28 protein-coding genes are annotated in these 25,364 nt (G+C 74.2%); 17 read left to right on the forward strand and 11 right to left on the reverse strand.

Annotation, left to right across the window (positions count from 1 at the left end; genetic code table 11):
* Nucleotides 1-32 precede the first annotated feature (32 nt).
* A complete protein-coding gene (locus tag ACIRBX_RS02100; protein ID WP_402293183.1) occupies nt 33-770 on the forward strand; it encodes a helical backbone metal receptor in 738 nt (245 codons plus the stop codon).
* Between the two features lie 301 nt (nt 771-1,071).
* Here ACIRBX_RS02100 and ACIRBX_RS02105 read toward each other — a convergent pair whose 3' ends face one another.
* Nucleotides 1,072-1,230 carry a hypothetical protein gene (locus ACIRBX_RS02105; RefSeq protein ID WP_402293184.1) on the reverse strand — a complete coding sequence of 53 codons (159 nt, stop codon included), beginning with the start codon at nt 1,228-1,230 and terminating at the stop codon, nt 1,072-1,074.
* On the opposite strand from ACIRBX_RS02105, the gene ACIRBX_RS02110 reads away from it, so the two are divergent.
* The 3 genes from ACIRBX_RS02110 (at nt 1,229) to ACIRBX_RS02120 (ending at nt 3,649) form a co-directional block, all read left to right on the forward strand.
* Entirely contained in the window at nt 1,229-1,822 is a 594-nt protein-coding gene (locus tag ACIRBX_RS02110; protein ID WP_402293185.1) for a hypothetical protein, read from the forward strand. The genes ACIRBX_RS02105 and ACIRBX_RS02110 overlap by 2 nt on opposite strands.
* Nucleotides 1,823-1,891: 69 nt before the next feature.
* Complete coding sequence (locus ACIRBX_RS02115; protein WP_402293186.1) at nt 1,892-2,980, forward strand: ABC transporter substrate-binding protein; 1,089 nt, start codon at nt 1,892-1,894, stop codon at nt 2,978-2,980.
* 174 nt (nt 2,981-3,154) lie between these two features.
* Nucleotides 3,155-3,649, forward strand: a complete 495-nt coding sequence (locus ACIRBX_RS02120) for an HIT family protein (protein ID WP_402293187.1) — start codon at nt 3,155-3,157, stop codon at nt 3,647-3,649.
* Nucleotides 3,650-3,664: 15 nt separating this feature from the next.
* Here ACIRBX_RS02120 and ACIRBX_RS02125 read toward each other — a convergent pair whose 3' ends face one another.
* A complete protein-coding gene (locus tag ACIRBX_RS02125) occupies nt 3,665-4,168 on the reverse strand; it encodes a GNAT family N-acetyltransferase (RefSeq protein ID WP_402293188.1) in 504 nt (167 codons plus the stop codon).
* Nucleotides 4,169-4,307: 139 nt separating this feature from the next.
* The gene (locus tag ACIRBX_RS02130) at nt 4,308-5,048 is read right to left on the reverse strand and encodes a tyrosine-protein phosphatase (protein WP_402293189.1); all 741 of its coding nucleotides are present in this window, start codon (nt 5,046-5,048) and stop codon (nt 4,308-4,310) included.
* 90 nt (nt 5,049-5,138) lie between these two features.
* Here ACIRBX_RS02130 and ACIRBX_RS02135 point away from each other — a divergent pair, with 90 nt between their 5' ends.
* Entirely contained in the window at nt 5,139-5,636 is a 498-nt protein-coding gene (locus tag ACIRBX_RS02135) for an FBP domain-containing protein (RefSeq protein ID WP_402293190.1), read from the forward strand.
* Nucleotides 5,637-5,764: 128 nt separating this feature from the next.
* On the forward strand, nt 5,765-5,977 hold the full coding sequence (locus ACIRBX_RS02140; RefSeq protein ID WP_402293191.1) for an EF-hand domain-containing protein: 213 nt from the start codon (nt 5,765-5,767) through the stop codon (nt 5,975-5,977).
* Between the two features lie 124 nt (nt 5,978-6,101).
* On the opposite strand, the gene ACIRBX_RS02145 is transcribed toward ACIRBX_RS02140, so the two are convergent.
* The 5 genes from ACIRBX_RS02145 to ACIRBX_RS02165 all read right to left on the reverse strand — a co-directional run bounded on the left by ACIRBX_RS02145 (nt 6,102) and on the right by ACIRBX_RS02165 (nt 10,977).
* Nucleotides 6,102-7,772 (reverse strand): condensation domain-containing protein, encoded by a 1,671-nt coding sequence (locus tag ACIRBX_RS02145; protein WP_402293192.1) that lies wholly within the window; start codon nt 7,770-7,772, stop codon nt 6,102-6,104.
* Nucleotides 7,769-8,692, reverse strand: coding sequence for a hypothetical protein (locus tag ACIRBX_RS02150; RefSeq protein ID WP_402293193.1), 924 nt, complete (start codon nt 8,690-8,692; stop codon nt 7,769-7,771). Before ACIRBX_RS02150 ends, ACIRBX_RS02145 begins: the two co-directional genes overlap by 4 nt.
* 136 nt (nt 8,693-8,828) lie before the next feature.
* Nucleotides 8,829-9,620 carry a hypothetical protein gene (locus ACIRBX_RS02155; protein ID WP_402293194.1) on the reverse strand — a complete coding sequence of 264 codons (792 nt, stop codon included), beginning with the start codon at nt 9,618-9,620 and terminating at the stop codon, nt 8,829-8,831.
* Nucleotides 9,621-9,623: 3 nt separating this feature from the next.
* Nucleotides 9,624-9,911 (reverse strand): phosphopantetheine-binding protein, encoded by a 288-nt coding sequence (locus ACIRBX_RS02160; protein ID WP_402293195.1) that lies wholly within the window; start codon nt 9,909-9,911, stop codon nt 9,624-9,626.
* A gap of 133 nt (nt 9,912-10,044) precedes the next feature.
* Nucleotides 10,045-10,977 carry a 3-oxoacyl-[acyl-carrier-protein] synthase III C-terminal domain-containing protein gene (locus tag ACIRBX_RS02165; protein ID WP_402293197.1) on the reverse strand — a complete coding sequence of 311 codons (933 nt, stop codon included), beginning with the start codon at nt 10,975-10,977 and terminating at the stop codon, nt 10,045-10,047.
* 105 nt (nt 10,978-11,082) lie between these two features.
* On the opposite strand from ACIRBX_RS02165, the gene ACIRBX_RS02170 reads away from it, so the two are divergent.
* From ACIRBX_RS02170 to ACIRBX_RS02180, 3 genes are all read left to right on the forward strand, one after another.
* Nucleotides 11,083-12,303 (forward strand): glycosyltransferase, encoded by a 1,221-nt coding sequence (locus ACIRBX_RS02170; protein WP_402293198.1) that lies wholly within the window; start codon nt 11,083-11,085, stop codon nt 12,301-12,303.
* Between the two features lie 128 nt (nt 12,304-12,431).
* Nucleotides 12,432-13,370 (forward strand): ATP-binding cassette domain-containing protein, encoded by a 939-nt coding sequence (locus ACIRBX_RS02175; RefSeq protein WP_402293200.1) that lies wholly within the window; start codon nt 12,432-12,434, stop codon nt 13,368-13,370.
* A gap of 31 nt (nt 13,371-13,401) precedes the next feature.
* The gene (locus tag ACIRBX_RS02180; RefSeq protein ID WP_402293202.1) at nt 13,402-14,157 is read left to right on the forward strand and encodes an ABC transporter permease; all 756 of its coding nucleotides are present in this window, start codon (nt 13,402-13,404) and stop codon (nt 14,155-14,157) included.
* Between the two features lie 63 nt (nt 14,158-14,220).
* Here the strand turns inward: ACIRBX_RS02180 and ACIRBX_RS02185 are convergent, their stop codons facing one another.
* The 3 genes from ACIRBX_RS02185 to ACIRBX_RS02195 all read right to left on the reverse strand — a co-directional run bounded on the left by ACIRBX_RS02185 (nt 14,221) and on the right by ACIRBX_RS02195 (nt 17,333).
* Complete coding sequence (locus ACIRBX_RS02185; protein ID WP_402293204.1) at nt 14,221-15,510, reverse strand: PLP-dependent aminotransferase family protein; 1,290 nt, start codon at nt 15,508-15,510, stop codon at nt 14,221-14,223.
* Nucleotides 15,507-16,439, reverse strand: a complete 933-nt coding sequence (locus tag ACIRBX_RS02190; RefSeq protein ID WP_402293205.1) for an alpha/beta hydrolase — start codon at nt 16,437-16,439, stop codon at nt 15,507-15,509. The genes ACIRBX_RS02185 and ACIRBX_RS02190 overlap by 4 nt, the downstream gene beginning before the upstream one ends.
* 81 nt (nt 16,440-16,520) lie before the next feature.
* Entirely contained in the window at nt 16,521-17,333 is an 813-nt protein-coding gene (locus tag ACIRBX_RS02195) for a class I SAM-dependent methyltransferase (protein WP_402293206.1), read from the reverse strand.
* Nucleotides 17,334-17,673: 340 nt separating this feature from the next.
* Between ACIRBX_RS02195 and ACIRBX_RS02200 the strand changes: the two genes are divergently transcribed.
* From ACIRBX_RS02200 to hppD, 8 genes are all read left to right on the forward strand, one after another.
* A complete protein-coding gene (locus ACIRBX_RS02200) occupies nt 17,674-18,972 on the forward strand; it encodes a class I adenylate-forming enzyme family protein (RefSeq protein WP_402293207.1) in 1,299 nt (432 codons plus the stop codon).
* 125 nt (nt 18,973-19,097) lie between these two features.
* Entirely contained in the window at nt 19,098-19,361 is a 264-nt protein-coding gene (locus tag ACIRBX_RS02205; protein WP_402293208.1) for a phosphopantetheine-binding protein, read from the forward strand.
* Complete coding sequence (locus ACIRBX_RS02210) at nt 19,358-19,666, forward strand: acyl carrier protein (RefSeq protein WP_402293209.1); 309 nt, start codon at nt 19,358-19,360, stop codon at nt 19,664-19,666. Before ACIRBX_RS02205 ends, ACIRBX_RS02210 begins: the two co-directional genes overlap by 4 nt.
* Nucleotides 19,663-20,739: a beta-ketoacyl-[acyl-carrier-protein] synthase family protein gene (locus ACIRBX_RS02215; RefSeq protein ID WP_402293210.1), complete on the forward strand. Its 1,077-nt coding sequence runs from the start codon at nt 19,663-19,665 to the stop codon at nt 20,737-20,739. Before ACIRBX_RS02210 ends, ACIRBX_RS02215 begins: the two co-directional genes overlap by 4 nt.
* The gene (locus ACIRBX_RS02220) at nt 20,736-21,215 is read left to right on the forward strand and encodes a hypothetical protein (RefSeq protein WP_402293211.1); all 480 of its coding nucleotides are present in this window, start codon (nt 20,736-20,738) and stop codon (nt 21,213-21,215) included. Before ACIRBX_RS02215 ends, ACIRBX_RS02220 begins: the two co-directional genes overlap by 4 nt.
* Before the next feature lie 214 nt (nt 21,216-21,429).
* Entirely contained in the window at nt 21,430-23,124 is a 1,695-nt protein-coding gene (locus ACIRBX_RS02225) for a class I adenylate-forming enzyme family protein (RefSeq protein ID WP_402293212.1), read from the forward strand.
* Nucleotides 23,121-24,383, forward strand: coding sequence for a beta-ketoacyl-[acyl-carrier-protein] synthase family protein (locus tag ACIRBX_RS02230; RefSeq protein ID WP_402293213.1), 1,263 nt, complete (start codon nt 23,121-23,123; stop codon nt 24,381-24,383). The genes ACIRBX_RS02225 and ACIRBX_RS02230 overlap by 4 nt, the downstream gene beginning before the upstream one ends.
* The gene (gene hppD / locus ACIRBX_RS02235; protein WP_402293214.1) at nt 24,380-25,354 is read left to right on the forward strand and encodes a 4-hydroxyphenylpyruvate dioxygenase; all 975 of its coding nucleotides are present in this window, start codon (nt 24,380-24,382) and stop codon (nt 25,352-25,354) included. The genes ACIRBX_RS02230 and hppD overlap by 4 nt, the downstream gene beginning before the upstream one ends.
* Nucleotides 25,355-25,364 lie beyond the last annotated feature (10 nt).

Raw genomic sequence — 25,364 nt, forward strand, 5'->3', positions numbered from 1 at the left:
CGGTGCTCGGACCGCACGGGTAGCGTGGCCGCATGACGATGCGGGTGGTGTCGCTGGTGCCGTCGTTGACCGAGGCGGTGGCGGCTACGGGGCGGGAGCTGCTGGTCGGGGTGACCGACTGGTGCAGTGAGCCGGCCGACCTCGACGTGGTGCGGGTCGGGGGGACCAAGAATCCGGACGTGGCGCGGATCGTGGGGCTCCGGCCGGATCTGGTGATCGCCAACGAGGAGGAGAACCGCGCGGCGGACATCGCTGCGCTGCGGGCGGCCGGGGTGGCGGTGCGGGTGACCGAGGTGCGGTCGGTGCCGCAGGCGTTCGCGGAGTTGGGCCGGTTGCTGACGGAGGATCTGGGGCTGGGGCGGCCCGGGTGGCTGGCGGAGGCCGAACGCGCCTGGGCGGACCTGCCGGACGACGGGGGCGGCCCCGGGCTGCGGGCGGTGGTGCCGATCTGGCGGCGGCCGTGGATGGTGCTGGGCCGGGACACCTTCGCGGGGGACGTGCTGCGCCGGCTCGGCGTCGAGCTCGTCCACGCCGACCACCCCGAGCGCTACCCGGCCATCCCGGTGGAGCGGCTGCGCGCCGAGCGGCCCGACCTGGTGGTGCTCCCGGACGAGCCCTACCGCTTCACGGCGGACGACGGGCCCGAGGCGTTCCCGGGGGTGCCCGCAGCGCTGGTGAGTGGCCGTCACCTCACCTGGTACGGCCCCTCCCTGGTCGAGGCCCCGGCCGTCCTCACCGCCGCGCTCCGGGGCGCGCGGCCGGCCGGCTGAGGGCCGTCACGTCGGCAGGACCGGGGCGCGCGGCATGCTGACGCTCTGCTCGGTCGGGAAATGGGGGACGTTAGTGGCCGGGTTGCGGTGTGAGGCAGTCCGCTGGGTGGACGACGAGCCGTGGCCCGGGGTGGTCGAGTCCGGTTCACCGCTGCGGCGGGGCAGCGCTGGTCACTGGTTGATGAGGCCCCGATCTTCGCGGCGACGGGTGGGCTCGGCCCCGACACGGCGTATCCGGTGGCGGTCACCGTGGCCTGCACCGTCGCCGAGGACGACGGCCTGACGGGGAGCGGTGGGCTGGTCACGTCTCCACCTCGCCGCACGGGGTCGGCACGCCGGACAGGCGCGAGGAGTTCACGGTGAGCAGCTCATCCCTGAGCGCGGGGCCGTGGTCGCGCCGACCGGCGGGGGCGGGCCCGGCGGCCGGGGGCGGGACGCCGTGGGCCAGAATCGAGAGCATGGACGTCCCCGAACTGCTGGAAGCAGCCTCCCTCCTGGTGCCCGAGCGGATCGCCACCGAGAACGACCTCACGGTGGGCGACGTCTGGGAGTACCTCGCCCACGACGAGTGGGAGGTGGCCCTCGGTCTGCTGGAGGAGCTCGGCGACGTCCACGCGCTGCCGCCCGGATTCTGGGAGGGCCTGGCCACCGCCGCCGAAGAGCTGCGGCTGGAGCGGAGCACGGCCTGGTGTCACTGGCGTGCGTACGAGGCCCGCCACGGGATCATCCGCGCCCGCCTCACCCTCCGCCCCGCCGCCGAGGCGACCCGGCGCACGCCCGTCGCCGGGGCCGGGGTGCTGCGACCGATGTGGGACATCGGTGACCGGTCCGCCGACGGCGGACCGGTGCTGCACATCGCCCGGCTCTGGGTGGAGTACGCACCCGAGCTGGAGCCCGGCGGGCAGGCCCCGGTGCGGCTCGCACCGCTGGACGCCGCGCGGTGGCGGCGGCTCCGGCCCGGTCAGGAGATCACCATGCACGAGGTCCGGTCGGTGGCGGGCACGGCCGTCATCCTGGAGGCCGGGCCGCCCCCGGCCACCTCGGCCGGGTGAAGGCGGGCCACCGAGCAGCAGCCCCTTCGGCGGGGCACGATCACCCATCCCAGGAAGGTGCCGCACCGCATGAACGCCACGACCGCAGCCGACCCCACTGAACCGCCGATCCGGATCGGCGCGCTCGCGCCGCTCTCCCGCCCCGGCTGGGTCGAGGCGGGCCGGCACCTGATCGCCGGAGCCGAACTCGCGGTCGAGGAGGTGAACGCCACCGGCGGAGTCCGCGGGCGGCGGCTGGAGTTGACGGTCCGGGACACCGCAGCCGACCCGCAGCGCGCGGAGGCCGCGGTGACGGAGCTCGCCGGGCTGGGGGTGACGGCGATCGTCGGCGAGTACCACAGCGTGGCCGCCCGGGCCGCCGCCGCGCGGGCCGATCGGCTCGGTGTGCCGTTCCTCTGCTCCTCGGCCGTGCTGGACGCGCTCACCGACGGTCCGACCGACTGGGTGGCCCGGCTCGCGCCCGCACAGTCGCACGCGTGGCGGGTGTACGGGGATCACCTGCTCGCCGCCGGGCACCGTCATCTCGCCGTGGCGGTCGAACCCAGCGTCTACTGGGCCGCCGGCACCGCCCTCCTGCGCACCGCGTTCGAGCAACGCGACGGCGTGGTGAGCGAGTTCGACGCCCGCGCGCTCGACCTCACCGCCGTCGCCCGGAGCGGCGCCACCGCCCTGCTGCTGCTCTGTGGCTTCCCCGACCCGGCGGTCCCGGTCGTCCGCGCCGTCCGGCGGGACCCCCGTCTCGCCGGGCTGCTGATCGGCGCACCGGCTGGGCAGCCGGAGTTCGCGGAGTGGGCCGGGCTACTCGGCGCGGACGGTGACTCGGTGCCCTTCCTGCGCTACCTGCCCGAGCGTCCCGGCCCCCGGCAGGCGAGGGTCGAGTCCACGCTCCGTCAACGGCTGGCTGCCGCACCCTCGTTCGTCGCCTTCGAGGGCCACGACGCCGTCACCGTCCTCGCGGGAGCGCTCCGTGGCCACGGGGCGGACCGCGCCACCGTCGCCGCCGGGTGGTCGGGGCTCGCGGTGGACGGCACGCGCGGCACCGTCCGGTTCTCCCGGGTGCCCGGCGTCGGCGTCCGCCAGTGGGCCTGGCCGCCGGTACAGGTGGCGGAGCGGGACCCGGCATTGCCCGACGGCTTCCGCGTGCTCCGCACCGGCTGAGCCGCAGGACCCGGGCCGCAAGAGCCGGGCCGCCGGACGAACGGGCCGCCGGTCGAGCGGGCCGCCCGGCAGCAGCTCTGACGGTCGGTGAGGCGCCCTTGACGGGCGGACGGTCGAGGGTGGAACGTCGGGCGGGCTGCCCGTCCGGGCGGGGCCGCAGCGGGAGGGGACACCGTGGAACGCGAACCGATGGACGTGGCCACCTACACCGAGAACGCCCGGCGCGGCCCCTGCTTCATCTGCCGGTTCGTCGCCGGGGACCCGGAGTACGCGCACGAGGTCGTCCACGAGGACGAACACCACCTCGCCTTCCTCGACAAGTGGCCCGTGCTCCCGGGCAAGTTGCTGGTGGTGCCGAAGCGCCACCTGGAGCACGTGGTCACCGACCTGAGCGAGCGGGAGTACCTGGATCTCCTGGCGACCGTCCGGCTGGTGGCGCTCGCCGCCGAGGAGGTCCTCGGCGGCGAGCGCACCTACCTGTTCTCGCTCGGCTCACAGGACGGGAACAGCCACCTGCACTGGCACATCGCCCGGCTCCCGCACGGAGTGCCGTACGAGCGGCAGCAGTTCGAGGCCCTCGGCTTCGAGAACGGGGTGCTCGCCTACACCCACGACGAGCGGGCCGCCCTCGCCGAGCGGCTGCGCAGCGCCGTCGCGGCCCGGCGGTGAGCCGGGCGCTCGGGCTCAGAAGGTCAGCACCGTCCGGTGGTGGCCGCCGGGGACGGCCTGGTAGCCGAGGGTGGAATTGACGGACAGCATCGGTGAGTTGGCGGCCTCCACCTCGGTCCTGATCCGGCGGACACCGGCCTCGGCGAGGTGGTGGGCAGCGGTCAGTTTGAGCGCGCCGGCCAGGCCCTGGCCACGCCAGGATCGCCGGACGGCGGTGTACGAGACGTGAGCCAGGCCTCGGGACTCGGTCTGCTCGACGACGGTGGCGCCCGCCAGGCCGTCCTCGGCCAGGCCCAGGAAGATCCAGTCGGGGCGGTGGCCCGGACCGTCGAGCACCTCCTCGCGCCAGTCGGCGAAGTCGGGCAGGGCGTCGACGAAGCCGGGGTTGTCGGGAAGGGTCTCCAGGTAGAGCCGGTGGAGGGCCCGGGCCGCCCGCTCGGGGTCGGGTTCGGCGGCGAGGGTGGTCAGTCGGACGCCCGCCGGGGGCGGAGGCAGCGGTAGGCGCAGCGGATCGAGCACCGCCTCGGCGACGCGGCGCCTCGCTCCCCCCGCTCCGGCACGGACCCCGATTCGACCACCCGCGGTCACGGCCGTGTGCCGCACCGCGCTGCGCTCCGGACCGCTCGGCGGACTTCCCGGTGGACTTCCCGGCGGACCGCTACGGCGCGAGCGGTTCGAGCAGCCGCTCGCGCAGGGCCGCCACGTACTCGTCCCCGAGACCGAGCGGCCCGGCCAGGTAGCCGGCCACGGAACCGTGACGGGCCGTCAACTCGGCCAGGAAGGACCGGATCAGCGCGGCGGGCGCCTGGCCGTAGCCGGGCCAGAGCGGACCCGGGCCGTACTTGGCCTGCCAGTCGGCCGCCAGGGCGTCGGTGGCGAGGTTGGTCAGGGCGAAGTCCTCCTCGACGGTGGCCGGGGGGACACCGAGCACGGTGAGCACCAGGGCACCGACGATGCCGGTGCGGTCCTTGCCGGAGGCGCAGTGGAAGACGGTGCGGCCGGCCGCCGGGTCGGCGATCACCTGGAGGGCCCGGCGCAGTTCGGCGGTGCCCTCCTCGGCCACCTCCAGGTACTTGTCCACCAGGTAGACGGCCGGGTCCACGTCGGCGCCCAGGGCCGCCTGGTCGTAGGGGTGGTGCTCGATGCTGTGGTTGTGGAAGGTCAGCCCGGGGAAGTCCGGGACGCGGCCACCGCGCTCGATCTCCCAGGGGTAGCGCAGGTCGATCACGGTACCGATGCCGAGGGCGGCGAACCGGGCCAGGTCGGCTTCGGTGGTCAGCTTGCCGAGCGAGTCCGAGCGGTAGAGGGTGGCCGGCCGCACCCGTCGGCCCTCGGTGGTCGTATAGCCGCCGAGGTCACGGAAGTTGCGCAGCCGGTCGAACTCCAGGTGTCTGATCATGGTCCCCACCCTAGGGGCCACGGCCACCGACCGGCAGGGTGCGGAAAACCGGACGACACCGCCCGAACCGGGGTGTTAGCGTCCGAACCCATGGACCCACTCACCGAGCCGCAGATCCGTGCCTCCTTCGTCAACTGCACCAAGGGGGAGGCGGGTCGGCTCAACCTGCCCCGGGGGCTGGCCGAACTCCCCTGGGAGCACCTGGACTTCCTCGGTTGGCGGGACCCGGGCGCGCCGGACCGGGCCTATCTGGTGGCCCCGTCCGAGGACGGCCCGGTCGGCGTGACGCTGCGGGTGCCGACGGTGCGGCGCTCCTCGCTGAAGAGCAACCTCTGCTCGCTCTGCCTGACCTCGCACACCGGAACCGGCGTCGCCCTGCTCGCCGCCCGCCGGGCCGGGGCGGCCGGGCGGGAGGGCAGCACGGTCGGCACCTACGTCTGCGCCGACCTGGCCTGCTCGCTCTACGTCCGGGGCCGCAAGCGCACCGCCTCCGCCGAGCGGGTGGCCGAATCGCTGACCGTGGAGGAGCAGATCGCCCGGACGGTGGCCAATCTGGACGCCTTCCTGGCCCAGGTGCTCCGGGGCTGAGCCCCCGCTCCGAGCGGGCCGGTGACCACACTCCTGACCTGGGGCGTCGTGATCCGGGGGTCCGGCACCCGGCCGCCGGGCGGGCCGATAGGGTACGGGCACCACGACCCATTCCAGGAGGGGCAGACATGGCTGACATCGAGAACGCCAAGCAGGTCTTCGCGCGCTTCGACGCGGACGGCGACGGTTTCATCACCGCTGCCGAGTACAGCAAGGCGATGGCCGAGCTCGGTGACCCCTACGTCACCGAGACGGTCGCCCAGGCGGTCATCAACAAGGCCGACACCAGCAAGGATGGCCAGCTGAACTTCGAGGAGTTCTGGGCCGCCCAGCAGGCCTGAGCCCACGCGTGAGCGCCCGGGCCCCGAGGCGTCGAGCCTGGGGCCGCGGGCGCACGTCACGTCCGGCGGTGCTGTCGGCCTCACTCCTGCACTCCCCCTGGGCGCAGCGGGGGCCGACCGTCCGTCAGCCCAGCGCACCCACCGGTGTGCCGGGCAGTCCCGCCACTGCGGCCGGGCCGGTCTCCCGGCCGCTGCCCTCGGCCGGGGCGGCCCCGCGCAGCACGTAGTACTGCGGTGCCATCGCCGTCTCCCGCCCCGGGAGCGCGGCGACCACCGCGCGGTGCACCTTGGCCGGGGTGAGCGGCCGGTCACCCGCGTCCAGCCAGGCCGTCAGCCGGCCGTCCCGGACCGCCACCTCGGCCGCGAGATCGGCACCCAGGGCGTCCGCGAGCAGGGTGCGCACGGCCGCCAGGTCGATCCGGCTGCCGTCCACCTCCTCCCACTCCCCCACCCGCACGCGGCGCTCCAGGCCGGTCAGCTCGGTCAGCCGGGAGAGCTCCACCGGGCCCTCGGCCACCGCCGCGACCAGCTTCAGCAGGCCGCAGGCGAAGAGCTCGCTCTCCTGCCGGTCGAGCACCTGCGGGCAGGTGTGCAGGGAGATCTCCACCACCTCGCTGACCCGCCAGATGTTCATCATCACCCGCACCGGCACCGGCTCGTCCGGGTACCAGCTGAGCTCCGGCTCGGCGGTCGGCAGCGGCCTGGCCCGGGCGGCGGCCTCGGGGACGGTCAGGCTGAGGTCGTTCACCACCACCTGGCGGTTCCACCGGGCGCCGCGCTGGTGGGCCGCGTCCTCGACCAGCTCCCAGATCCGGGGCGCGTCCAGGGTGCTGTGCCAGTAGCCGGCGAAGGCGGCGGCCTTGGTCCGGCCGATCAGCTCGTCCAGGTCGCCCACCCCGGCGTCCAGGGCGATCAGCGCGTCCTGGGCCAGGGTGCCGACGTGGGTGGCGAGTTGGGCCCGGTGCCGGTTGGCCGAGAGGGCCGCCATGGCCAGCTGCGGCTGGTCGGCCCGGTGCGCGACGAGGGCGGCGAAGACGCCGAGCAGCACGCTGGAGTGGCTGGCCCCGGTGCGGGCGCAGGCGGCTTCGAGCTGCCGGGCGGCCTCCTGGGACCGGATCGCCAGCGTGGCCAACTGGTCGGCCGGGCCGGTCAGTCCGGAGTCGGCGAAGACCGCCGCCGGACTGGTCAGCAGGATCTTCTCCCAGTGCTTCAGCGAGGCGGCGGTGCGGCGGCGCCCGGCCGCCGAGTGCTCCGCCTCGGCGATCTCCAGCGGGGTGGGCGCGCTCAGCGCGGCGAGCTCCGCACCGGAGAGCAGGGTGTACCACTCCTCGAACAGGATCGAGGTGGCCGCCCCGTCCGCGCTGGTGTGGCAGACCACCACGGCCAGCCGGGCGGGCTGCCCGTCCTGGGTCAGCAGGGTGAAGCGGAGCGGGAAGTCGGCCGCCAGGTCGAACGGCCGGGGCCGGTCGAGCCGCGCCAACTCGTCTGCCTTCGCGTCGAGTTGGTCATCCGGGCCGGCCTCCACCAGGGTGACCTCGAAGCTGCCGGCCGCGTGCACCGCCTGCCGGCCGTCGACCGCGAAGGTGGTGCGCAGCGACTCGTGCCGCTCGGCGAGGCGGCGCAGCGCGCCGAGTGCCTCCGGGACGGTCGCGCCCGGCGGGACGGGCCACACCGCGTGCTTGTTGATCTGGTCGGGGTCGTCCCGGCGGATGCACAGGATCATGTTGGCCTGGCCGAGGGTGACCGGCCCCTCGCCGGTGCTCGTGCCGTCGTACCGGACGGTGACCACGGTCATCGGTCGGCCCCGGCGGCCTGAGCGGTGGCGGACACCGCGCCGGTGAGCACGGCGCGGACCGGCGCGGGCCAGTCGGCCGGGTGCGGGCCGTGGGCGTGGATCAGGGCGAGCGCGATCCGCTCCAGCCCGAAGGCGGCGCAGGCGGTGTGGCCGGCCTCGCCGTCGGCGGTGAAGGAGAAGACGGTGCCGAAGGTGTCCTTGTGGCAGTTGGCGGAGGCGATCGCCTGGACCAGCCCGTCGGCCACCTCCACCCGCAGCTCGTACTTCAACTCCTGGGCGCGCTGGGCGGCTTGGAAGACCTTGCGGGCCCGGCCGAAGAACGGGTCGTCGGCCACCTCCACCGAGACCTTGAGGTCCATCGCGCGCAGCCACTCGGCCACCCGGGCCAGCCAGGCGGAGCGCCAGTCCTCGCAGTGCTGCTGGGTCCCGGCGGTCACGTACTCGGACATCCGGAAGCTGCGCAGTCGGCCGGGCTCGGCGCTGCCCTCCTGGCGGAAGCAGTGCGCGGAGACCGCGAAGCGGGCGGGAGCCGCCAACTCCCGTCCCTCCAGGGTCGCGTAGACCGGGTAGCAGGCGGCGGGGAGCAGCACCAGGTCGCCGATCCGCTGCTCGCGGTGCCAGTCGGGGGTCTCGGCCAGCTCGCGCCACTCGGCGGGGGTGCCGGTGAAGCTGTGCACGGTGCCGAGCAGGTGCGGGAAGGCCTTGGCGTAGCCGGCCCGCTCCACCAGGGCACGGGAGATGACCGGCGGGATGGCCAGCCGTTCGAAGGGCTCGTCGGCGCCGAGCGCCTCGATGCCCAGGCGCAGGTCGGCGATCAGGCGCTCGAAGCCGGCCGAGTAGAGCACCACACCGGGGGTGTCGGTGGGCAGCAGGGTCGCGGCTTCCGCCGTCCGAGGGTCAGCCGTCCGAAGGTCAGTCATCCGCTGTACCTGTGTTCCTGATTGGGGTGCGGTCGGGGAAGTGGAGCGGGAACGCTCCGCCGTGGGCTCCGGGACGGGGCCGACGGCGCGGGGTTCACGGAGCGCGGTTCACGGCTCGGGGTTCACGGCGCGGGGTTCACGGCTGGTGGAGCTCGGCGGTGCGGCCGGTGCGGCGGTCGGTGCCCCGGACCAGCAGCGGGCCCTCGCCGTGCCAGCCGGCGAGCACCGCCGTCCAGGCTCCCGTGAGCGGCTGGCCGGTGGTGGCGTCCGCCGGGGGCGGCGGCTCGGGGTACGGCCAGGACGAGCGCCAGGCCTCCGGACCCGGCGCCGGCGCCGGCCTCGGCGCGGACTCGCTCTGATCGACCGTCAGGGTCCTGGTGTCATCCGTCTGTTCACAGAGCAGCAGGACCCCCTCCGCGTGCTCGGGCAGCTCGACCGGCCCGGGTGGCCGGTAGTGCAGTGCGGGTTGTTCCAGCAGCAGCACCAGGGCGCGTTCGCAGGCGCCGGTCCGGGCGTAGCGGTCGGCGATCCGTAGGGCGGTGAACGGGCTGAGCGGCCCCTGGTCGCCGATCGCGAAGGCGAGCGGCTGCCCGGGGCAGGCCCGGCTGAGCCGCAGGGTGTTGGCCAGGCCGGGCTGGACGTCGGGGACGTCGAAGGCGAGCAGCAGCAGATCGGCCGGGCGGTCCTCGGTCAGCCGGTCTCCGGTCAGGGCCAGGTCGTCGAGCAGCGCCTCGCCCATCTCGGCGTAGGTGTGGCCGACGCCTTCGGACAGCAGGTCCTCACGGAGCGCCAGCCCGTAGGGGCGGGCCTGGTCGGCGGCGAACCGTCGGAGGTCCGGATCGAGCGAGGCGGCCGAGCGGCCGTCGAAGCGGCGGTGCACGGCCCGGCTGATCCGCAGGCCGCCCCGGCCGGTCGGGCGCGGCTGCACGGCTCAGTCCTCGGTGATGGTGTGGCCGGCCACGAAGTCGGCGAGGCTGGCGACCGAGCGCAGGTCGTCCTCGCCGATCTCCTCGACGTCCACCTGCACGTCCAGGGCCTCCTCCAGTTCGAGGATGAGCTCCAGGGTGCCGGCCGAGGTGAGGCCCAGGTCGTCGAACAGGCAGGCGTTCTCCGGGATTTCGGTGAGCTCGCGGCGGAGCACCCGGGGCAGCAGGGTGCCGATGCTCTCCAGCACCCGGCCGCGCAGGACCGGGTCGAGGGCGGTCGTGGTGTCGTCCATCGTGTACATCCCATCGGAGGTGGCGGAGCAGCGCGGTGTGGTCAGCGCGGGCGGACGTGGGAGCACCCGGAAGTGAAGGGGCTCGGCCGGTCGGTGGCGGACGACCGGCACCGGGCGGGCCGGTGCCGGGCGGTCAGTGCCGGACGGTCATCGCCGAGAAGGTGGCGCCGAGGCCGGAGGCCGCGATCATGTACCGGTCACCGGGGCGGAGCAGGCCCTTGGCGACGGCGGTGTGAAGGTTGATGAACCCGTCTGCGGCGAAACTGTGCCCGACTGTGGGCACGTTGTCCAGCAGTACCCGCTCGATCGGCAGCTTCAACTCCCGGCTCAGGCGCCGCCAGGACACCTGGTTGACGTTGTGCGGCAGGATCAGCGCGAGCTCGTCGAGCTCGATGCCGGCCCGCTCGGCGGCGGTCCGGATCACCTCGGCCATGGTCTCGGGGTAGGCCCGCTGGTAGCGGCTGAGCAGCTCCGGGTCCTCGGCGAAGCGGCCGTCGAACTCGCCGAGCTGGCGCACCGCGTAGGACAGCACCTCGCCGGGTCCGCCACCCGCCCGGACCAGGCAGGCCGCCGCACCTTCGGCGAACACCGCCGTCTCCGGCACGAGTTGGGCGTCCGGAGTGAAGGTCTTCTCACCCGTCAGCACCAGGGCGAGGGCCTGCGGGTCCGGGTCGGCGGCCAGCAGGCGGCCGGCCAGGTCCACCGCCAGCAGGCTGCCGGCGCAGGCGTGGTGGGAGATCGAGAAGTGCTCGGCGTGGCCGAGCCCGAAGCGGCGGAGCAGCTCGGGCATCGGGTCCAGCGGGTACGGGAGGGCCACCGGCATGCTGCGGGCGTACAGCACGTGGCGGACCAGGTGTTCCCGGCCGCGCAGTTGGGTCAGGGCGCCGAGGGCGCCGGCCAGTAGGTCGTACAGCGTCCCGTCCGGATCCAGGCACACCTGGTCCAGGCCGTGGAAGCGGCGGAAGAGGGAGATTTGGCGCGGGGTCAGTCCGATCCGCTCCCCGACCGCCTCCAAGGGCACGGCCGGGCCGGGTAGGTGGACGGCCACTGCCTCCAGTGCGGTCACCGGGCTAGTATTCCCACGCCCCGCGAGCCGCACAAGATGTGTTTCGACTCTTCGGCCGGAGCCCCCCAACCCCCGGAGACCTTTCTGATGGATCGTCATACCCCTGTGACCAGCAGCTTCCTGTTCGTCGTGCCGCCGTTGGCGGGGCACGTGCTGCCCACGATTGGTCTAGGCCGCGAGTTGGCCGAGCGCGGCCACCGGGTGGCCTGGGCGGGCTCCGAGCTGGTGCTGCGACCGCTGCTCGGACCGGACGCCCGGGTGCTGCGCACCGGGTCACGGCTGTACCGGCCGCAGGGCGGCTCGGGGCGCGAGGCCCTGGAGTCGCTCTGGGACGGCTTCGTGGTGCCCTACGCCCGCTTCACCGCGAAGGCGCTGGACGCGGCGGTGCGCACGGAGCGGCCGGACGTGCTGGTGGTGGACCAGCACGCCCCGGCAGGCGCCCTGACGGCCCATCGGCACGGGCTGCCCTGGGCCTCGCTGGCACCCGGGCTGATGGAGCTGGGGCGGCCCTTCCCGGAGGCCGAGCCGTGGATCGGGGAACGGCTGCGCGGCCTGTGGCAGCGGGCCGGCCTGCCGGCCGGGGAGTACCACGACCCGCGCTTCTCCCCGGACCTGCTGCTGGCCCTGACCGGCGCGGCCCTGGTGCCACCGGCCGCCACCGCCCCGGGCGAGGCCGCCCCCGTGCTGGTCGGCCCGGTGCTGTCGGCCCGCCCCGCGCAGACCGACTTCCCGTGGGAGCGGCTGGACCCGACCCGCCGTCACCTGCTGGTCAGCACCGGCACGCTGGCCGACGACGTCTCGGTGGACTTCCTGCACCGGGTGGCCGCCGCGCTGCACCTGCTGGGCCCGGAATGGCCGGCCGTGGTGGTGGCGCCGCCGGAGCTCTGGACGCTCTTCCCGGCCTGGTCGGTCCCGGTCGAGCGGGCCCCGGTGCTCGAACTGCTCACCCGGGGGCGGCTGTCGGCCCTGCTCGGCCACGGCGGGCTGAACACCACCGGCGAGGCGCTGGTCCACGGCCTGCCCGTGGTGCTGGCACCGATCCGGCACGATCAGCCACTGGTGGCCGAGCGGGTGGCGGCGGCCGGCGCCGGACTCCGGGTGGACTTCGCCAGGGCCACCCCGTGGCAGCTGGCGGAGGCGGTCCGCGCGGTCCACCAGGAGCCCTCCTACCGCGCGGCGGCCGGGCGCCTCGGCCACGAACTGCTCGCGACGGGCGGTGCCCGCACGGCAGTTGACCACCTGGAGCGGCTGGCGTCCGACAGGCGGGATCCGGCCACCGACCTGGTCCAGACCATTGTGGCGGGCCCGGCCGACCCCCTAGGGTGACGCCCGGGGCCCGCTCCCCCGGCCGCCGTCGCGCTGCCCGGGTGTCCGGCCTGCCCCGGCGTCGGCCGCCCCTGCACGGCCGACCCCCTCCACACCCTGTCGGCCCACCCCTGTACGGGAGTTCTGGCTTGATCGAGACCACGGGGCTGCGCAAGTCCTACCAGTCCCGCAAGGCCGCCGCCGTCGACGCCGTGCGCGGCCTCGACCTGTCGGTGGCGGCCGGCGAGATCTACGGCTTCCTCGGGCCCAACGGCGCCGGGAAGACCACCACCCTGCGCATGCTGGCCACCCTGATCCGTCCCGACGGCGGCTCCGCCGTCATCGCCGGGGCCGACCTGCGGGCCGACCCGGCCGGGGTCCGCCGCCGGATCGGCTACGTCGCCCAGGGCGGCGGCACCGCCGACACGGTGACCGGCCGCGAGGAGCTGGTGCACCAGGCCCGGCTGTACGGCTCGTCCAAGGCCGAGGCCCTGAAGCAGGCCGAAGGGGCGCTCGCCGCCTTCGAGTTGGCCGACTTCGCGGACCGCCCCTGCCAGACCTACTCGGGCGGCCAGCGTCGCCGGGTGGACATCGCGCTCGGCGTCATCCACCAGCCCGCGGTGCTGTTCCTGGACGAGCCCACGGTGGGCCTCGACCCGGCCAGCCGGGCGGGCGTCTGGGAGGAGATCCGCCGGCTGCGGGCCGAGGGCATGACGGTCTTCGTCACCACCCACTACCTCGACGAGGCCGACGCCCTCTGCGACCGGATCGGCATCATCGACCACGGCGGCATCGTCGCCGAGGGCACCCCCGAGGAGCTCAAGCAGGAGGTCTCCGGGGACGTGGTGGTGCTCACCGGCCTGGACGCCGACGACGCCGCCAAGGCGCTGGCCGACGCCCCCTACCTGCACCGCACCGAGACCCCCGCCGAGGGCGGCCTGCGGCTCTACGTCCGGGACGGCGCCACCGCCATCCCGCAGCTGCTGCCCGCCCTGGCAGGGGCCGGTCTGACACCCGCCACCGTGCAGCTCCAGCGCCCCAGCCTGGACGACGTCTTCCTGGCCCGCACCGGCCGTTCCCTGACCTGATCCCGACCGCACCTCCTGGAGCCCTTCCCCGATGAAACTCGCGCGTGACACCTGGCTGGTGTTCCAGCGTCAGGTGCTGCTGATGTGGCGCACCCCGGTCTGGCTGGTCGTCGGCATCGTCCAGCCGCTCTTCTACCTGCTGCTCTTCGCCCCGCTGCTCAAGGGCGCCCTGGGCGCCGGGAGTTACGCGGAGGCCTACCGCGTCTACGTCCCCGGTCTGCTCGCCGTGCTGGTCATCTTCGGTGGCCTGTTCTCCGGCTTCAGCCTGCTCGGCGAGCTGAAGGCGGGCATCGTCGAGCGCTCCCGGGTGACCCCGGTCAGCAGGCTCGCCCTGCTGCTGGGCCGGGCCATGCGCGAGGTCGTGGCGCTGCTGGCCCAGGCGGTGGTGATCACCCTGCTGGCGCTGCCGTTCGGTCTCACCGTGGGCCTGCTGGACCTGCTGCTGGCCTTCCTGCTGCTCGGCCTGCTGGCGCTGATGACCTCGGCGATCTCCTTCGGCATCGCCCTGCTGGTGCGCAACGACGCCGCGCTCGCCCCGGTGGTGAACACCGCCGCACAGCCGATCGCGCTGCTCTCCGGCACCCTGCTGCCGCTGGCGCTCGCCCCGCAGTGGCTGCGGTCGATCGCCGAGTGGAATCCCTTCTACTGGGCGGTGGAGGGCATGCGCTCGCTGTTCTCCGGCGCGGTCGGCGACGCGGTGGTCTGGCAGAGCATCACGGTGATCGCTCCGCTGGCCGCGCTGGCGGTCTGGTGGTCGGCCCGGCTGTTCGCCGAGCGGGTGCGCTGACCCGAGTCGTGCCATGACGGAGGGGGTGGGAGCCGATGGCTCCCACCCCCTCCGTCATGTCCTTCAGGCACCCGCCTCGGCGCGGACGAAGTCGGCCAGCCGGGCCACCCCGTCGGTGATCTGATCGGCCGTCAGCGCACTGATGGAGAGCCGCAGACGGTGCTCACCGCCGCCGTCCGGGTAGAAGTCGGCCATCGGGGTCCAGAGCACGCCGTACTGGGCCGCGCAGCGCTCCATGGCCGCCGTGTCGGCGGTGAACGGGACGGTGAGGACGGTGAAGTAGCCGCCCTCCGGCTCGTTCCAGCCCACGCCCAGCCGTTCGCGCTCGGCGGCCGGGAAGTGCCGCTCCAGCTCGGCCAGCAGCCGGTCCAGGCCGGCCGCGTAGTGCGCCACCGCCCCGGCGTTGGCCTCGCGCAGGCGGAAGTCGTGGGCGATCAGCAGGCCGCCGATCACCGCCTGGCTGAGGGCCGGGGTGTTCACGGTGGTCATGCTCTTCAGCTTGGCCAGCTGGTCGGCCAGCAGGGTGGTGGAGCCGTCCGGGGCCCGAACCACCTGATCGGCGATCAGGTAGCCCAGGCGGGCGCCGGGGAAGCAGGTCTTGGCGAAGGAGCCGAGGTGCACCACCCGGCGGTCCCGGTCCAGTGCCTTGAGGGTGGGACGGCGCTCGCCCGTCCGGGAGAAGAAGCCGTAGGGGTCGTCCTCCAGGACCAGCAGGTCCTGCTGTCCGGCCACCGCGAGCAGCTCCTCGCGGACGGACGTGGGGAGGCTGGTGCCGGAGGGGTTGGCGAAGTCCGGCACCACGTACAGCGCCCGGGGCCGGCGGCCCTCCGCCCGCAGCCGCCCCGCGATCGCCGCCAGCGCCACCGAATCGCCCTCCGGGACCGGGACGGTGGCGATGTCCAGCAGCCGGGCCGCGCCGGTCACGCCGACGTAGCAGGGCGAGCTGACCAGCAGCACGTCCTGCGGGCCGGCGCAGAGGGCGCGCAGCACCAGCAGCATGCCCTCCTGGGCGCCGACGGTGACCACCACCGAGGCCGGCTCGACCGTCAGGCCCTCGTCGTTGGCCAGCGTGCGGGCGATCAGGTCCCCGATGATGCCCTTGGTCGGTCCGTACTGGAACAGCGCCGTGCGCACCTGCGCCTCCGTCAGACCCCGTCCGCGCAGGTGGTCGAGGTAGACCTCCAGGTGCTTGGCGACCTGGTCGGTCTCGAAGAAGCCCTCGTGCGGGCGGCCGGGGGCGAAGGAGAGCGCGTCCGGGTAGCGTTCGGTGACCTCGTTCAGGAAGGTCATCGCGTCCAGCAGCGGATCGGCGAGCGAGCCGTGCAGCTCGCCCGGCAGCAGGTCCCCGCTCATGCCAGCGCCTCCCGCAGCCGCTCCGCCGCCCACTCCTGCGCATCGCGGCCCGCGTCCAGCACCCCCGCCATCGCGAAGAAGCCGTGCACCATCCCCTCGTAGCGACGCAGCTCCACCGGCACCCCGGCCGCGCGCAGCGCCTCGGCGTACGCCTCGCCCTCGTCCCGCAGCGGGTCGTACTCGGCGGTGATCACCGTGGCCGGCGGCAGTCCTGACAGGTCGTCGGCCCGCAGCGGTGAAGCCAGCGGCGAGTCACCGTCGGCCTCCGCCTTCAGGTAGTGGCCCCAGTACCACTCCACCGAACGGCGGTTGAACAGCAGTGGGTCCTCGCTCTCCAGCAGCGAGGCGGTGGCGGCGTGCCGGTCGGTGTTGGGGTAGACCAGCAGCTGGTGCCGGAGGCCCGGTCCGCCGTCCGCGCGGGCCAGAAGCGTCAGCGCGGCGGCCAGATTGCCGCCCGCACTGTCTCCGCCCACCGCGATCCGGGCCGGATCGACACCCACCTCGGCGGCGTGCTCCGCCAGCCAGCGGGCGGCGGCGGCCACGTCCTCGACGGCCGCCGGGAAGGGGTGCTCCGGCGCCAGCCGGTAGCCGACACCGACCACGACGCAGCCCACCGCGTTGGCCAGCCGGCGGCAGATCGCGTCACCCGTGTCCAGCGATCCCAGCGTCCAGCCGCCCCCGAAGAGGTAGAGCAGCGCGGGCAGTTCGGCCGCCGTGCTCGGGCGGTAGAACCGCAGCGTGAGCGGCCCGCCGGGGCCCGGCACGGTCAGCTCGCCGACCTCGTGCACGGCCTCGGGGCTGCCGCCCGCCGCCTGGATCGAGGCGAGGTCGGCGGCCCGGGCGGTGGCCAGGTCGAGCGTGTAGAGAGGGGGGGTACCGGCTTCGGCCCGGCGGGCCCGCAGGGCCAGGACTTGCGGGTCGAGTGGCATCGCTTCGCCCAACCTTCCTTCGGGGAAAGGGAACTGACGGGAAGTGGGGACGGGTTCGTCAACGGCGGGGCCGCTTCTCCGTCAACTCCGTCGCTGCACCTCGACATAGATGGTCTCGTCACTGCGGAACGCGGTGTCCAGATCGGCGATTTCGGTGAGCAGTCCGACACGGTACGCGCACAACCGGACGGCTTCGGCGTCGAATCCCGCCTCGGTCAGCACGTAGGTCAGTTCCGCCTGGTCGTAGATCCACCGGTGACCGTAGTAGGCGAAGATCTGGTTGATCAGGAACGCCTTGCGGTCGGGCATCGGCGGACCGAAACCGAGCTTGCTCAGCCGGCGGCGGTGGCGGGTCAGGAAGCCGTCGTCCTGCACGTAGGAGGTGAGGTACTTGGCCAGGTCAGGGGTGGTGATCCGGAGCAGCCCGCCCGGGGCGAGCACCCGGTGGCACTCCTTCAGCCAGTACAGCGCGACGTTCAGCGGCACGTGCTCGATGAGGTGTTCGGCGTAGATCCAGTCGACCACGCCGTCCTCGAAGGGAAGAGGTCGGGAGATGTCGAGTTGGGTGAAACAGCGATCGCCGTCCACCCGGTAAAGGGTGCCCGACTCACTCACTGCCGTGGCACTGCGCAGTGGCGTGAGATCGGAACCGAGCCCGTTCGGGTGATCAGTGCGGAAGGCGGCGAATTCGATTCCGGTGAGCCCGAGCTCCTGGAATTCCGCGCGGGTGCGCGGAATTCCTTCCGCCATCGGTTCGAGTTTCTCGCAGACCGCCACTCCGGCGCTGAATCCGTCCAGGGTGACCGCCAGGGTCTCCGGATTCTCCCAGTCCCAGCCTGCAAATCGGTTCACGGTGGTTCGCGCCTCTCCTGCTCTCGACGGGCCGTCAGCCATGCACAGGTCAAGCCGGGTGCGAGCCACTGACGGGGCGGGGTCGCCGGAACGGCGGCAGCACGGCTGCGCACGGCGGACCCCGGGCTCGGCAGCGTAGGAGCCGCAACCCCCATTGGTATAGACCTTGACCCGGTCAATCGTCCTGTGCCAGGGTCAGGGATCGCGGAATTCAGTCCGTCGAAAGCGAACCGCTGCCAATCTTGTCGCCCCGATTCGTGGAGTGGCGTTGTCCGGTTTCTCCACCGATACACACCCGCATTCCGATGCACCGGAAGGCTGGGTCGATCGCTTCCTATTGGCCGGCCCCGGTCAAGAAGTCTGTCTCCGGTTCGAAAAGCCGGTGACCCGTACCACCCTGCGCTCGCTGGTCGAGCTCCGGCAGGCCGAACTGGCCGCCGCCGGACTCGGTGCCGGCGGTTCGGTGGCCCTGCGGCTGCCGCCCTCGCTCGGGTACGTCAGCGTCCTGCTGGCCGCCTGGCGCCTCGGCGCCCAGGTGGCCCTGCTGGACCACCGGCTGACCGAGCACGAGACGGCGGCGGCGCTGACCCGCCTCGCCCCTCAGGTGCTGGTCGAGGCGGACCGGCCACCGGCGGCGGGGCTGCGCGGCTTCAGCGAAGCGGAGCCGGTCGTCACCACGCGACCGGACGGCCGCGCCGCGCAGTCACCGCACGCGCTGGTCCAGTTGAGCTCCGGCTCGACCGGCCCGTCCAAGGTGATCGCCCGCACCGCCGGTGACCTGCTGCGCGAACTCGACTGCTACCGAACCCTGCCGGACTTCCCGAAGGCGGGCAGCCGCACCGTGCTGCTCTCCTCCGTGGTCCACGTGCTGGGCCTGGTCGGCGGGCTGTTGCACAGCCTGCACGCCCGGGTCCGGCTCACCGTCCCGGAGCGGATGACGGCGGCCGGCATCCTGGCCGCGATCGCCGAGGAGGACCTGCCGACCACCGTGATCGGGGTCCCCTTCCACGCCGAACTGCTCGCCGGGGTACGCGTACCCCGACCGCTGCCGCACCTGACCAGGATCGTGGTCGCGGGCGAGCTGACCAGGCCCGGCGTGGCCGAGGCGGTCCGCGACCGCTACGGTGTGCCGCTCGGCACCATGTACGGGATGACCGAACTCGGCGTCATCGCCACCGATCTGACGGGCACTCTTGCCCCGAGCGTACGCCCGGTCCCCGGACTGGAGCTGCGCACCGAGGGCGGCGAGCTGCACATCCGCCGCCCCGACTCCCCCTACCTCGGGCTCACCGATCCGACCCGCTGGTCCGACGGCTGGCTGCACACCCGGGACGCCGCCGCGTACGACGCGGCGAGCGGCCTGCTCACCGTGCAGGGCCGCCGCGACTCGCAGGTCTCGATCGGCGGGCTGAAGGTCGACCTCACCGAGGTCGAGCACACGCTGACCGCTCTGCCCGAAGTCCGGGAGGCGGTCGTGGTGTTCGAGCACGGCGCGGTCGAGGCGTACCTGGTCCCCACCGAGGGGGCCGGGGCCGAACAGATCCGCGCGGGCCTGGAGCAGAGGCTCGCCGGATACAAGCGCCCGCGCAGGCTGGCGCTACTGCCGGCCCTTCCCCGTACCGCCACCGGCAAGCTGCTGCGCGACCCAGCCGGGCTGCGCGCCGCCGCCGCGGCGGTCTGACCCACCGCACCGGACCCCCGCCACACCCGCCGCCGCCCGGCCGCCGAGACTGGGCAGTGGCTGGGCAAGTCCTGTGCGTCTCCTGTGAGTTCCCCTGTCCCTCCGATCGTCTACGGAGCCCCCCGATGCAGGACACCATCCGCGAGTTCGTCCTCGCCACGCTCACCGCGATGAACTACGACGTCTCCGAGGTCACCGGCGACACCGACCTCGGCCCGGCCGGCCTGGACCTGGAGTCGCTGGCCCTCGCCGACCTGGCGGTCCAGGTCGAGGAGCAGTACGGCGTCCGCTTCGAGCTGGACGACATGGAGGGCACCGCGCTGATGACCCTCGACGAGTTCACCGCCGACGTGGCCAAGCGCGTCGCCGCTGCCGGCATCCCGGCGTGAGTGCCGCGCCGCCGCCCGACCGGGCGGAGGTGCTGGCCGTGCTGGCCGCCTTCGGCGGCCGATCCCCGGAGACCGTGGACGAGGAGCTGGGTTCGCTCGAACTCACCTGGCTGCTCGCCGAGTTCGAGCAGCGCTACGGCGAGCTGGCGTACTCGGACGAGGCCCTCGACACGGTCCGCACGGTGACCGACGCGGTGGAGCTGCTGCGATCGGCCGTCGTGCCGACCGAGGACGGCCTCGCCCCGGGCGCATCGGCCGAGGGTCTCCCGAGCGAAGGCGTCCCGGCCGGGGGCGTGCGGTCGTGACCGGTACCCAGGTGGCGGTCACCGGGATCGGTGTCCGCTCCGCCTTCGGGGCCGGGCTTGCCCCGCTGGTCGCCGCCGCCACCCGGGGCCTGCCGGCCTTCACCCCGGTCGGCCGCTTCGACGTGACGCACCGCCAGGCCCACCGGGCCGCGCTGGCGCCGGGCTCCCCTGTCCTCGGCGAAGCGCTCCCGGCCGTCCTGACCGAGGCCGTCACACAGGCCGGCCTGCCCCCGCACGAGCCACCCGGCCCGCTGCTGCTGGCCCGACACGGCGACCCCGTGACGGCGGCGGCCTGCCGTCCGGTGCACGAGCGCTGGGGCCGGGGCCGGGTCTACACCGGGGCCTGCACGGCCGCCGGTTCGGCGGTGGCCGACGCCGCCGCGCTGATCACCCACGGCCGGGCCGAACGCGTCCTGGTCGCGGCCGGCTACCTGGTCGAGCCGGACACCTTCGCGGTCTTCGACGCCGGCCGGGCACTGGCCCGGGACGGCGTGGCCCGCCCGTTCAGCTCCGGGCGCACCGGGCTGCTGCTCGGCGACGGCGTGGTGGCAATGGTGCTGGAGTCCGCGCAGGCGGCCCGGCGGCGCGGCACCGAACCGCTCGCCCTGATCGCGGGCTGGGGCCGGGCCGGGGACGGGTACCACGTCTGCCGCCCGGTGCCGGACGGTTCGGGCCTGGCCCGGGCCGTACGGGCCGCCCTGGAGCGGGCCGGTCTGACCCCTGGTCAGGTCGGCTACGTGAACGCCAACGCGACCGGCTCACCGCTGGCCGACCAGGCGGAGGCCCGGGCACTGGAGTCGGTCTTCGGCCCCGGTGGCGGCCCTCCCGTCAGCTCCACCAAGTCGGTGCACGGCCATGCCCTGGAGGCCTCCGCCCTGCTCGAACTCGCCGTCACCATCGGCGCGTTGCGCGAGGGCCTGCTCCCGGTGAACGCCGGGCTGCTCGGGCCGGACCCGGAGTGCGCCCTCGATCTGGTCGGCGAGGGCCCGCAGCGGGCCGCACCGACCCACGCGCTCAGCCTCAACTCCGCCTTCGGCGGCGCCAACACCGCACTCCTGGTGGCCGCCGCGTGAAGCAACTCGCCGAGGGGCGCTGGCCCGAGCCGCAGGACGGGGCACTCCCCCGACTGCCCGGCTTCGCCGACTCCCCGTTCAACCCCCTGGTGGTGGCCGCCGCCGACCGCTGCCTCGGGCAGCACCGCGCGGCGCCGCGCACCGCCCTGCTCCTCGCCAGCCACAGCGGGGACCTGGGCACCGCCGAGGCGATCACCCGCGCGGCGGCCGGCGAGCGCCGGGTGCCCCCGCTGCTCTTCTTCCAGTCCAACCCGAACGCGGTACTCGGCCACCTGGCCGCCCGCTGGGGCCTCACCGGCCCGGTGCTGGCGATCAGCCCGTCCAGCGCCACACCGGGAGAAGTACCGGGGGAGGCACTGGAGTTGGCGGATCTGCTGCTGCTCGACGGCGACGCCGACGAGGTGCTGCTGATCGCCGCCGAGCAGGCCGATCCGGCCGACCCCGGCCACGCGGTGGCCGTCCTGCTCGCCCCCTGAGCCCGACGGCCCGGAGCCACACCCCGCCGGACCATGCAGCACCCCGCCGGACCACGCAGTACCGAGCAGCACGGCACAGCACAGCACCGACCCGAGCAGCCATCAGCAGTCCCGAGTAGTCCCGACCCTCATCCGACGCCGTCCGCCCGGGCGGCACCGCACCCGGTGCTTCCCCCGTGCGCCCGGTGCGGCCTCCAGAAGGGAACCCCTGCCCGTGAGCATTCGCAGCATCCGCGCCCGGCTGGCCGCAGATCCGGCGCTCGGCGCCGGTAACGTGCTGGCCACCCGGATCGCCCTCGGCGAGGGCCTCGACGAGCCGCTGCTGACCTTCGACACCCCGGTCGACGACCACGCGGCCTGGCAGCCCTTCACCCTGCGCGAGCTGGACCTCGCGGTCCGCTCCCGGGCCGCCGCGCTGCACGGCCTCGGCATCGGCCGCCGCGATCCGGTGGTGGTCTGGTCGACCGCCGCCGCCGACCACGTGCTGACCTTCCTCGCGGCGGCCCGGCTCGGCGCCATCCCCGCACTGCTCAACCCGAACCTGGACGGCGAGAAGGCCGCGCTCTACATCCAGCGCCTGCGCGCCGTCGGCATCCTGACCGACGCCGAGCACCGCGAGCGGCTGGCCGGCCGGGACGCGGGCGCCCCGCTGCTGCCGGACATCGCCTCGCTCGGCCTCGGCGACCCGGCGCAGGCCCCCGAGCCGTACCGGCACTGGGGCGGCGACCCGGTCGCGATCACCCACTCCTCCGGCACCACGGGCCTGCCCAAGGCCGTGGTGCACTCGCACGACAGCCTCTACGCGGCGATCCGCTACCGCCTGGCGCTGCCCCGCCCGCAGGGCTCCGAGCGGATGCTCTCCGCGCTGCCCGCCCCGCACGCCGCCACGCTGATCATCTCCAACCTGGTGATGAGCCAGCACGCCCAGCTCGCGGTGCTCTCCAGCCAGACCGGCGCCGGGGTGCTGGACGCCATCGAGCGCTGGCAGCCGGGCGGCGTGATCGGCTTCGCGGCCACCTGGGCCGACCTGGCCCGGCACGACCTGAGCGAGCGTCAGCTGGACTCGGTGGCGCTCTGGTGGAACACGGGGGACTGCGCGCACGAGGCGCACATCCGCCGCCTGATCGCCACCGGCTCCCGGGAGTCCGTCTCCCGCGAGGGCCGGGTCCGCGAGCCGGGCTCGGTCTTCGTGGACGGTCTGGGCTCCACCGAGATGGGCCACTCGCACTTCTTCATCAGCCACAGCAAGGACAGCAACCGCTACGGCCGCTGCGTCGGCCGCCCGCACGCCTTCGTGGACTGCGCGGTGCTGGCCCCCGACGGCTCCGAGCTGGGCCCGCACGAGGTGGGCGAGCTGGGCACCAAGTCGCCCACCCTGGCGCTCGGTTACTGGAACGACTCGGTCACCACCTACCGCACCCGGGTCCGCGGCTACTTCCTGACCGGCGACCTGATGTACCGGGACGAGGAGGGCTACTACTACCACGTGGACCGCGCGGTGGACTCGGTCGACCTGGGCGGCGGGCACCGGCTCTTCACCTCGATGTCCGAGGAGCGGGTGCTCGCCGCCTGCCCCGACGTGCTGGACTGCACCGTGGTCGCGGTCCGCGAGGACGGTGCGGTGGTCACCGACGTGCTGCTCCAACTGGTGCCCGGCGCCGACCCGGAGGCCGACCGCACCAAGGAGGTGACGGCCGCGCTGGAGGAGCACACCGCCGCCACCGTCCGCCGGGTGCTGGTGGTGCCGGACGAGCGGATCCCGCTCGGCCCGACCGGCAAGGTCCGCAAGATCCTGCTGCGCGAGCAGCACCTCGCCGAGTCGGCGGCGGCCTCCGCCGCCCTCGCGGGGAGCACTGCCGGAGCCGCGAGCACCGCCGGGACCGGGAGCACTGCCGGAGCCGCCGAGTGAGCGCCGTCGTCACCGGCCTGGGCCTGGTCACCCCGCTCGGCCGGAAGGCCGACGAGGTCTTCGACGCGCTGCTGGCCGGCCGCAGCGGCATCGTCGCGGTGCCGGAGGGGCACGCCGCGCACGGCTGGCTGCCGTTCGCCGGGATCGCCCCGCACATCGACGGCACCGAGGTGCTGCCGCCGACCGAGATCCGCTGCGTCGACCGCTTCGTCCTGATGGCGCTGGCCGCCGCCGACGACGCGATCGCCGACGCCGGCCTGGAGGTCGGCCGGGACGTGGCGCCGGACCGGATCGCCGTGGTGATCGGGACCGGCGGCGGCGGTCTGGAGACCTTCGAGCAGCAGTCGCACGGGCGCGTGCAGCGCGGCCGGCCCGCCGTCAGCCCGTACCTGCTGCCGGGCATGCTGTCGAACATGGCGGCTGCCCGGGTCGCCATCAAGTACGGTGCCCAGGGCTACAGTTCGGCTCCCGTGACGGCCTGTGCGGCCGGCGCCCAGGCGATCGCCGAGGGCCTGCGGCTGCTCCGGGCGGACGAGGCCGACGTGGTGGTCTGCGGCGGCAGCGAGTCGTCCCTGCACCCGACGGTGGCCGCCGCCTTCGACAACGCCCGGGCGCTGGCCCGGGGTTGGCCGGACCCGGCGCTGGCCAGCCGGCCGTTCGACCTCAAGCGCAACGGCTTCGTGCTCGGCGAGGGCGCCGGGGTGCTGGTGCTGGAGCGGGCCGAGCACGCCGCCGCCCGGGGCGCCACCGCGCACGCCGAGCTGCTCGGCTGGGGCGGCACCACCGACGCCCACCACCCGACCATGCCCCGCCCGGACGGCGCCGGGGCGGCCGCCGCGATGCGGGCCGCGCTGCGCAGCGCCGGGCTGGCCCCGTCCGACATCGGCTACGTGAACGCGCACGGCACCGGCACCAAGCTCGGCGATGTGGCCGAATCCGCCGCGCTGAACGCGGTGTTCGGCGACCACCGGCCCGCCGTCAGCTCCACCAAGGGCGCCACCGGCCACCTGCTCGGCGCGGCCGGCTCGGTCGAGGCGGTCATCTCGGTGCTGGCCGTCGAACGGGGCCAACTGCCGCCCACCGTCAACCTGCTGGAGCCCGACCCGGCCTGCGCACTGGACCACGTCCGGCAGCCGCGCGAGACCCGGGTACGGGCCGCGCTGTCCAACTCCTTCGCCTTCGGCGGGCACAACCTCAGCTTGATCTTCGGCGAGCCGTCCACCACCGGCCGTCATCAGCAGCCTGGAGAGATCCGTTGACCGTCCAGAGCATCGCCCACGTCGAGTTCCACTGCGCGGACGCCGACCGCTTCGCCGCCGATCTGGCCACTGCCTTCGACTTCACCGTCACCCCGGCCCCGGCCGAGCCGGGGGTGCGGCGGATCTGGCTGAGCCAGGGCACCATCCGCTTCCTGCTGACCTCGGCCGAGCAGCCGGACCACCCGATCGCCCGGTACGTGGCGCGGCACGGCGACGGGGTCGCGGTCTTCGCACTGGCCTGCACCGACCCGGCCGCGGCGCTGGACCGGGCGGTCGGCGCCGGGGCCCGGCCGCTCTCCCCCGGGCTGGTCTCCGGCTTCGGTGACGTTTCGCTGCGCTTCGTCCCGGAGAGCGACGAACCCGCCGACGAGCACGGCCTGCTGGGCTTCCTGGACCACGCGGCACTCTGCGTGCCGGCCGGCGAGCTGGGCGCGGCGGTGCGGTTCTGCGAGGAGGCGCTGGGCTTCCGGCGGATCTACGAGGAGTACATCGAGGTCGGCCGGCAGGCGATGGACTCCAGCGTGGTGCAGAGCCCCTCGGGCCGGGTGACCTTCACCCTGATCGAGCCGGACTCGGCCCGGGAGCCAGGGCAGATCGACACCTTCCTAAACAACCACGAGGGCGCGGGCGTCCAGCACCTGGCCTTCCACACCGCCGACATCGCCACCGCCGTCCGGGAGTTCGGCGCACGCGGGGTGGGCTTCCTGTCCACCCCCGACGCGTACTACGAGCTGCTGCCGACCCGGGTCGGACCGACCAGCGTGCCGGTCGAGACGCTGCGCGAGCTCGGCGTCCTGGTGGACCAGGACCACGGCGGCCAGCTGTACCAGATCTTCACCCGCTCGGTGCACGAGCGGCGCACCTTCTTCCTGGAGCTGATCGAGCGTCAGGGCGCGGAGACCTTCGGCTCCGCCAACATCAAGGCCCTCTACGAGGCCGTCGAACGCCAGCACGCCACCACGGCCAACTGAGAGGAGCCGG

This window comes from Kitasatospora sp. NPDC096147, from assembly GCF_044763225.1.
Taxonomy (GTDB): Bacteria; Actinomycetota; Actinomycetes; order Streptomycetales; family Streptomycetaceae; genus Kitasatospora.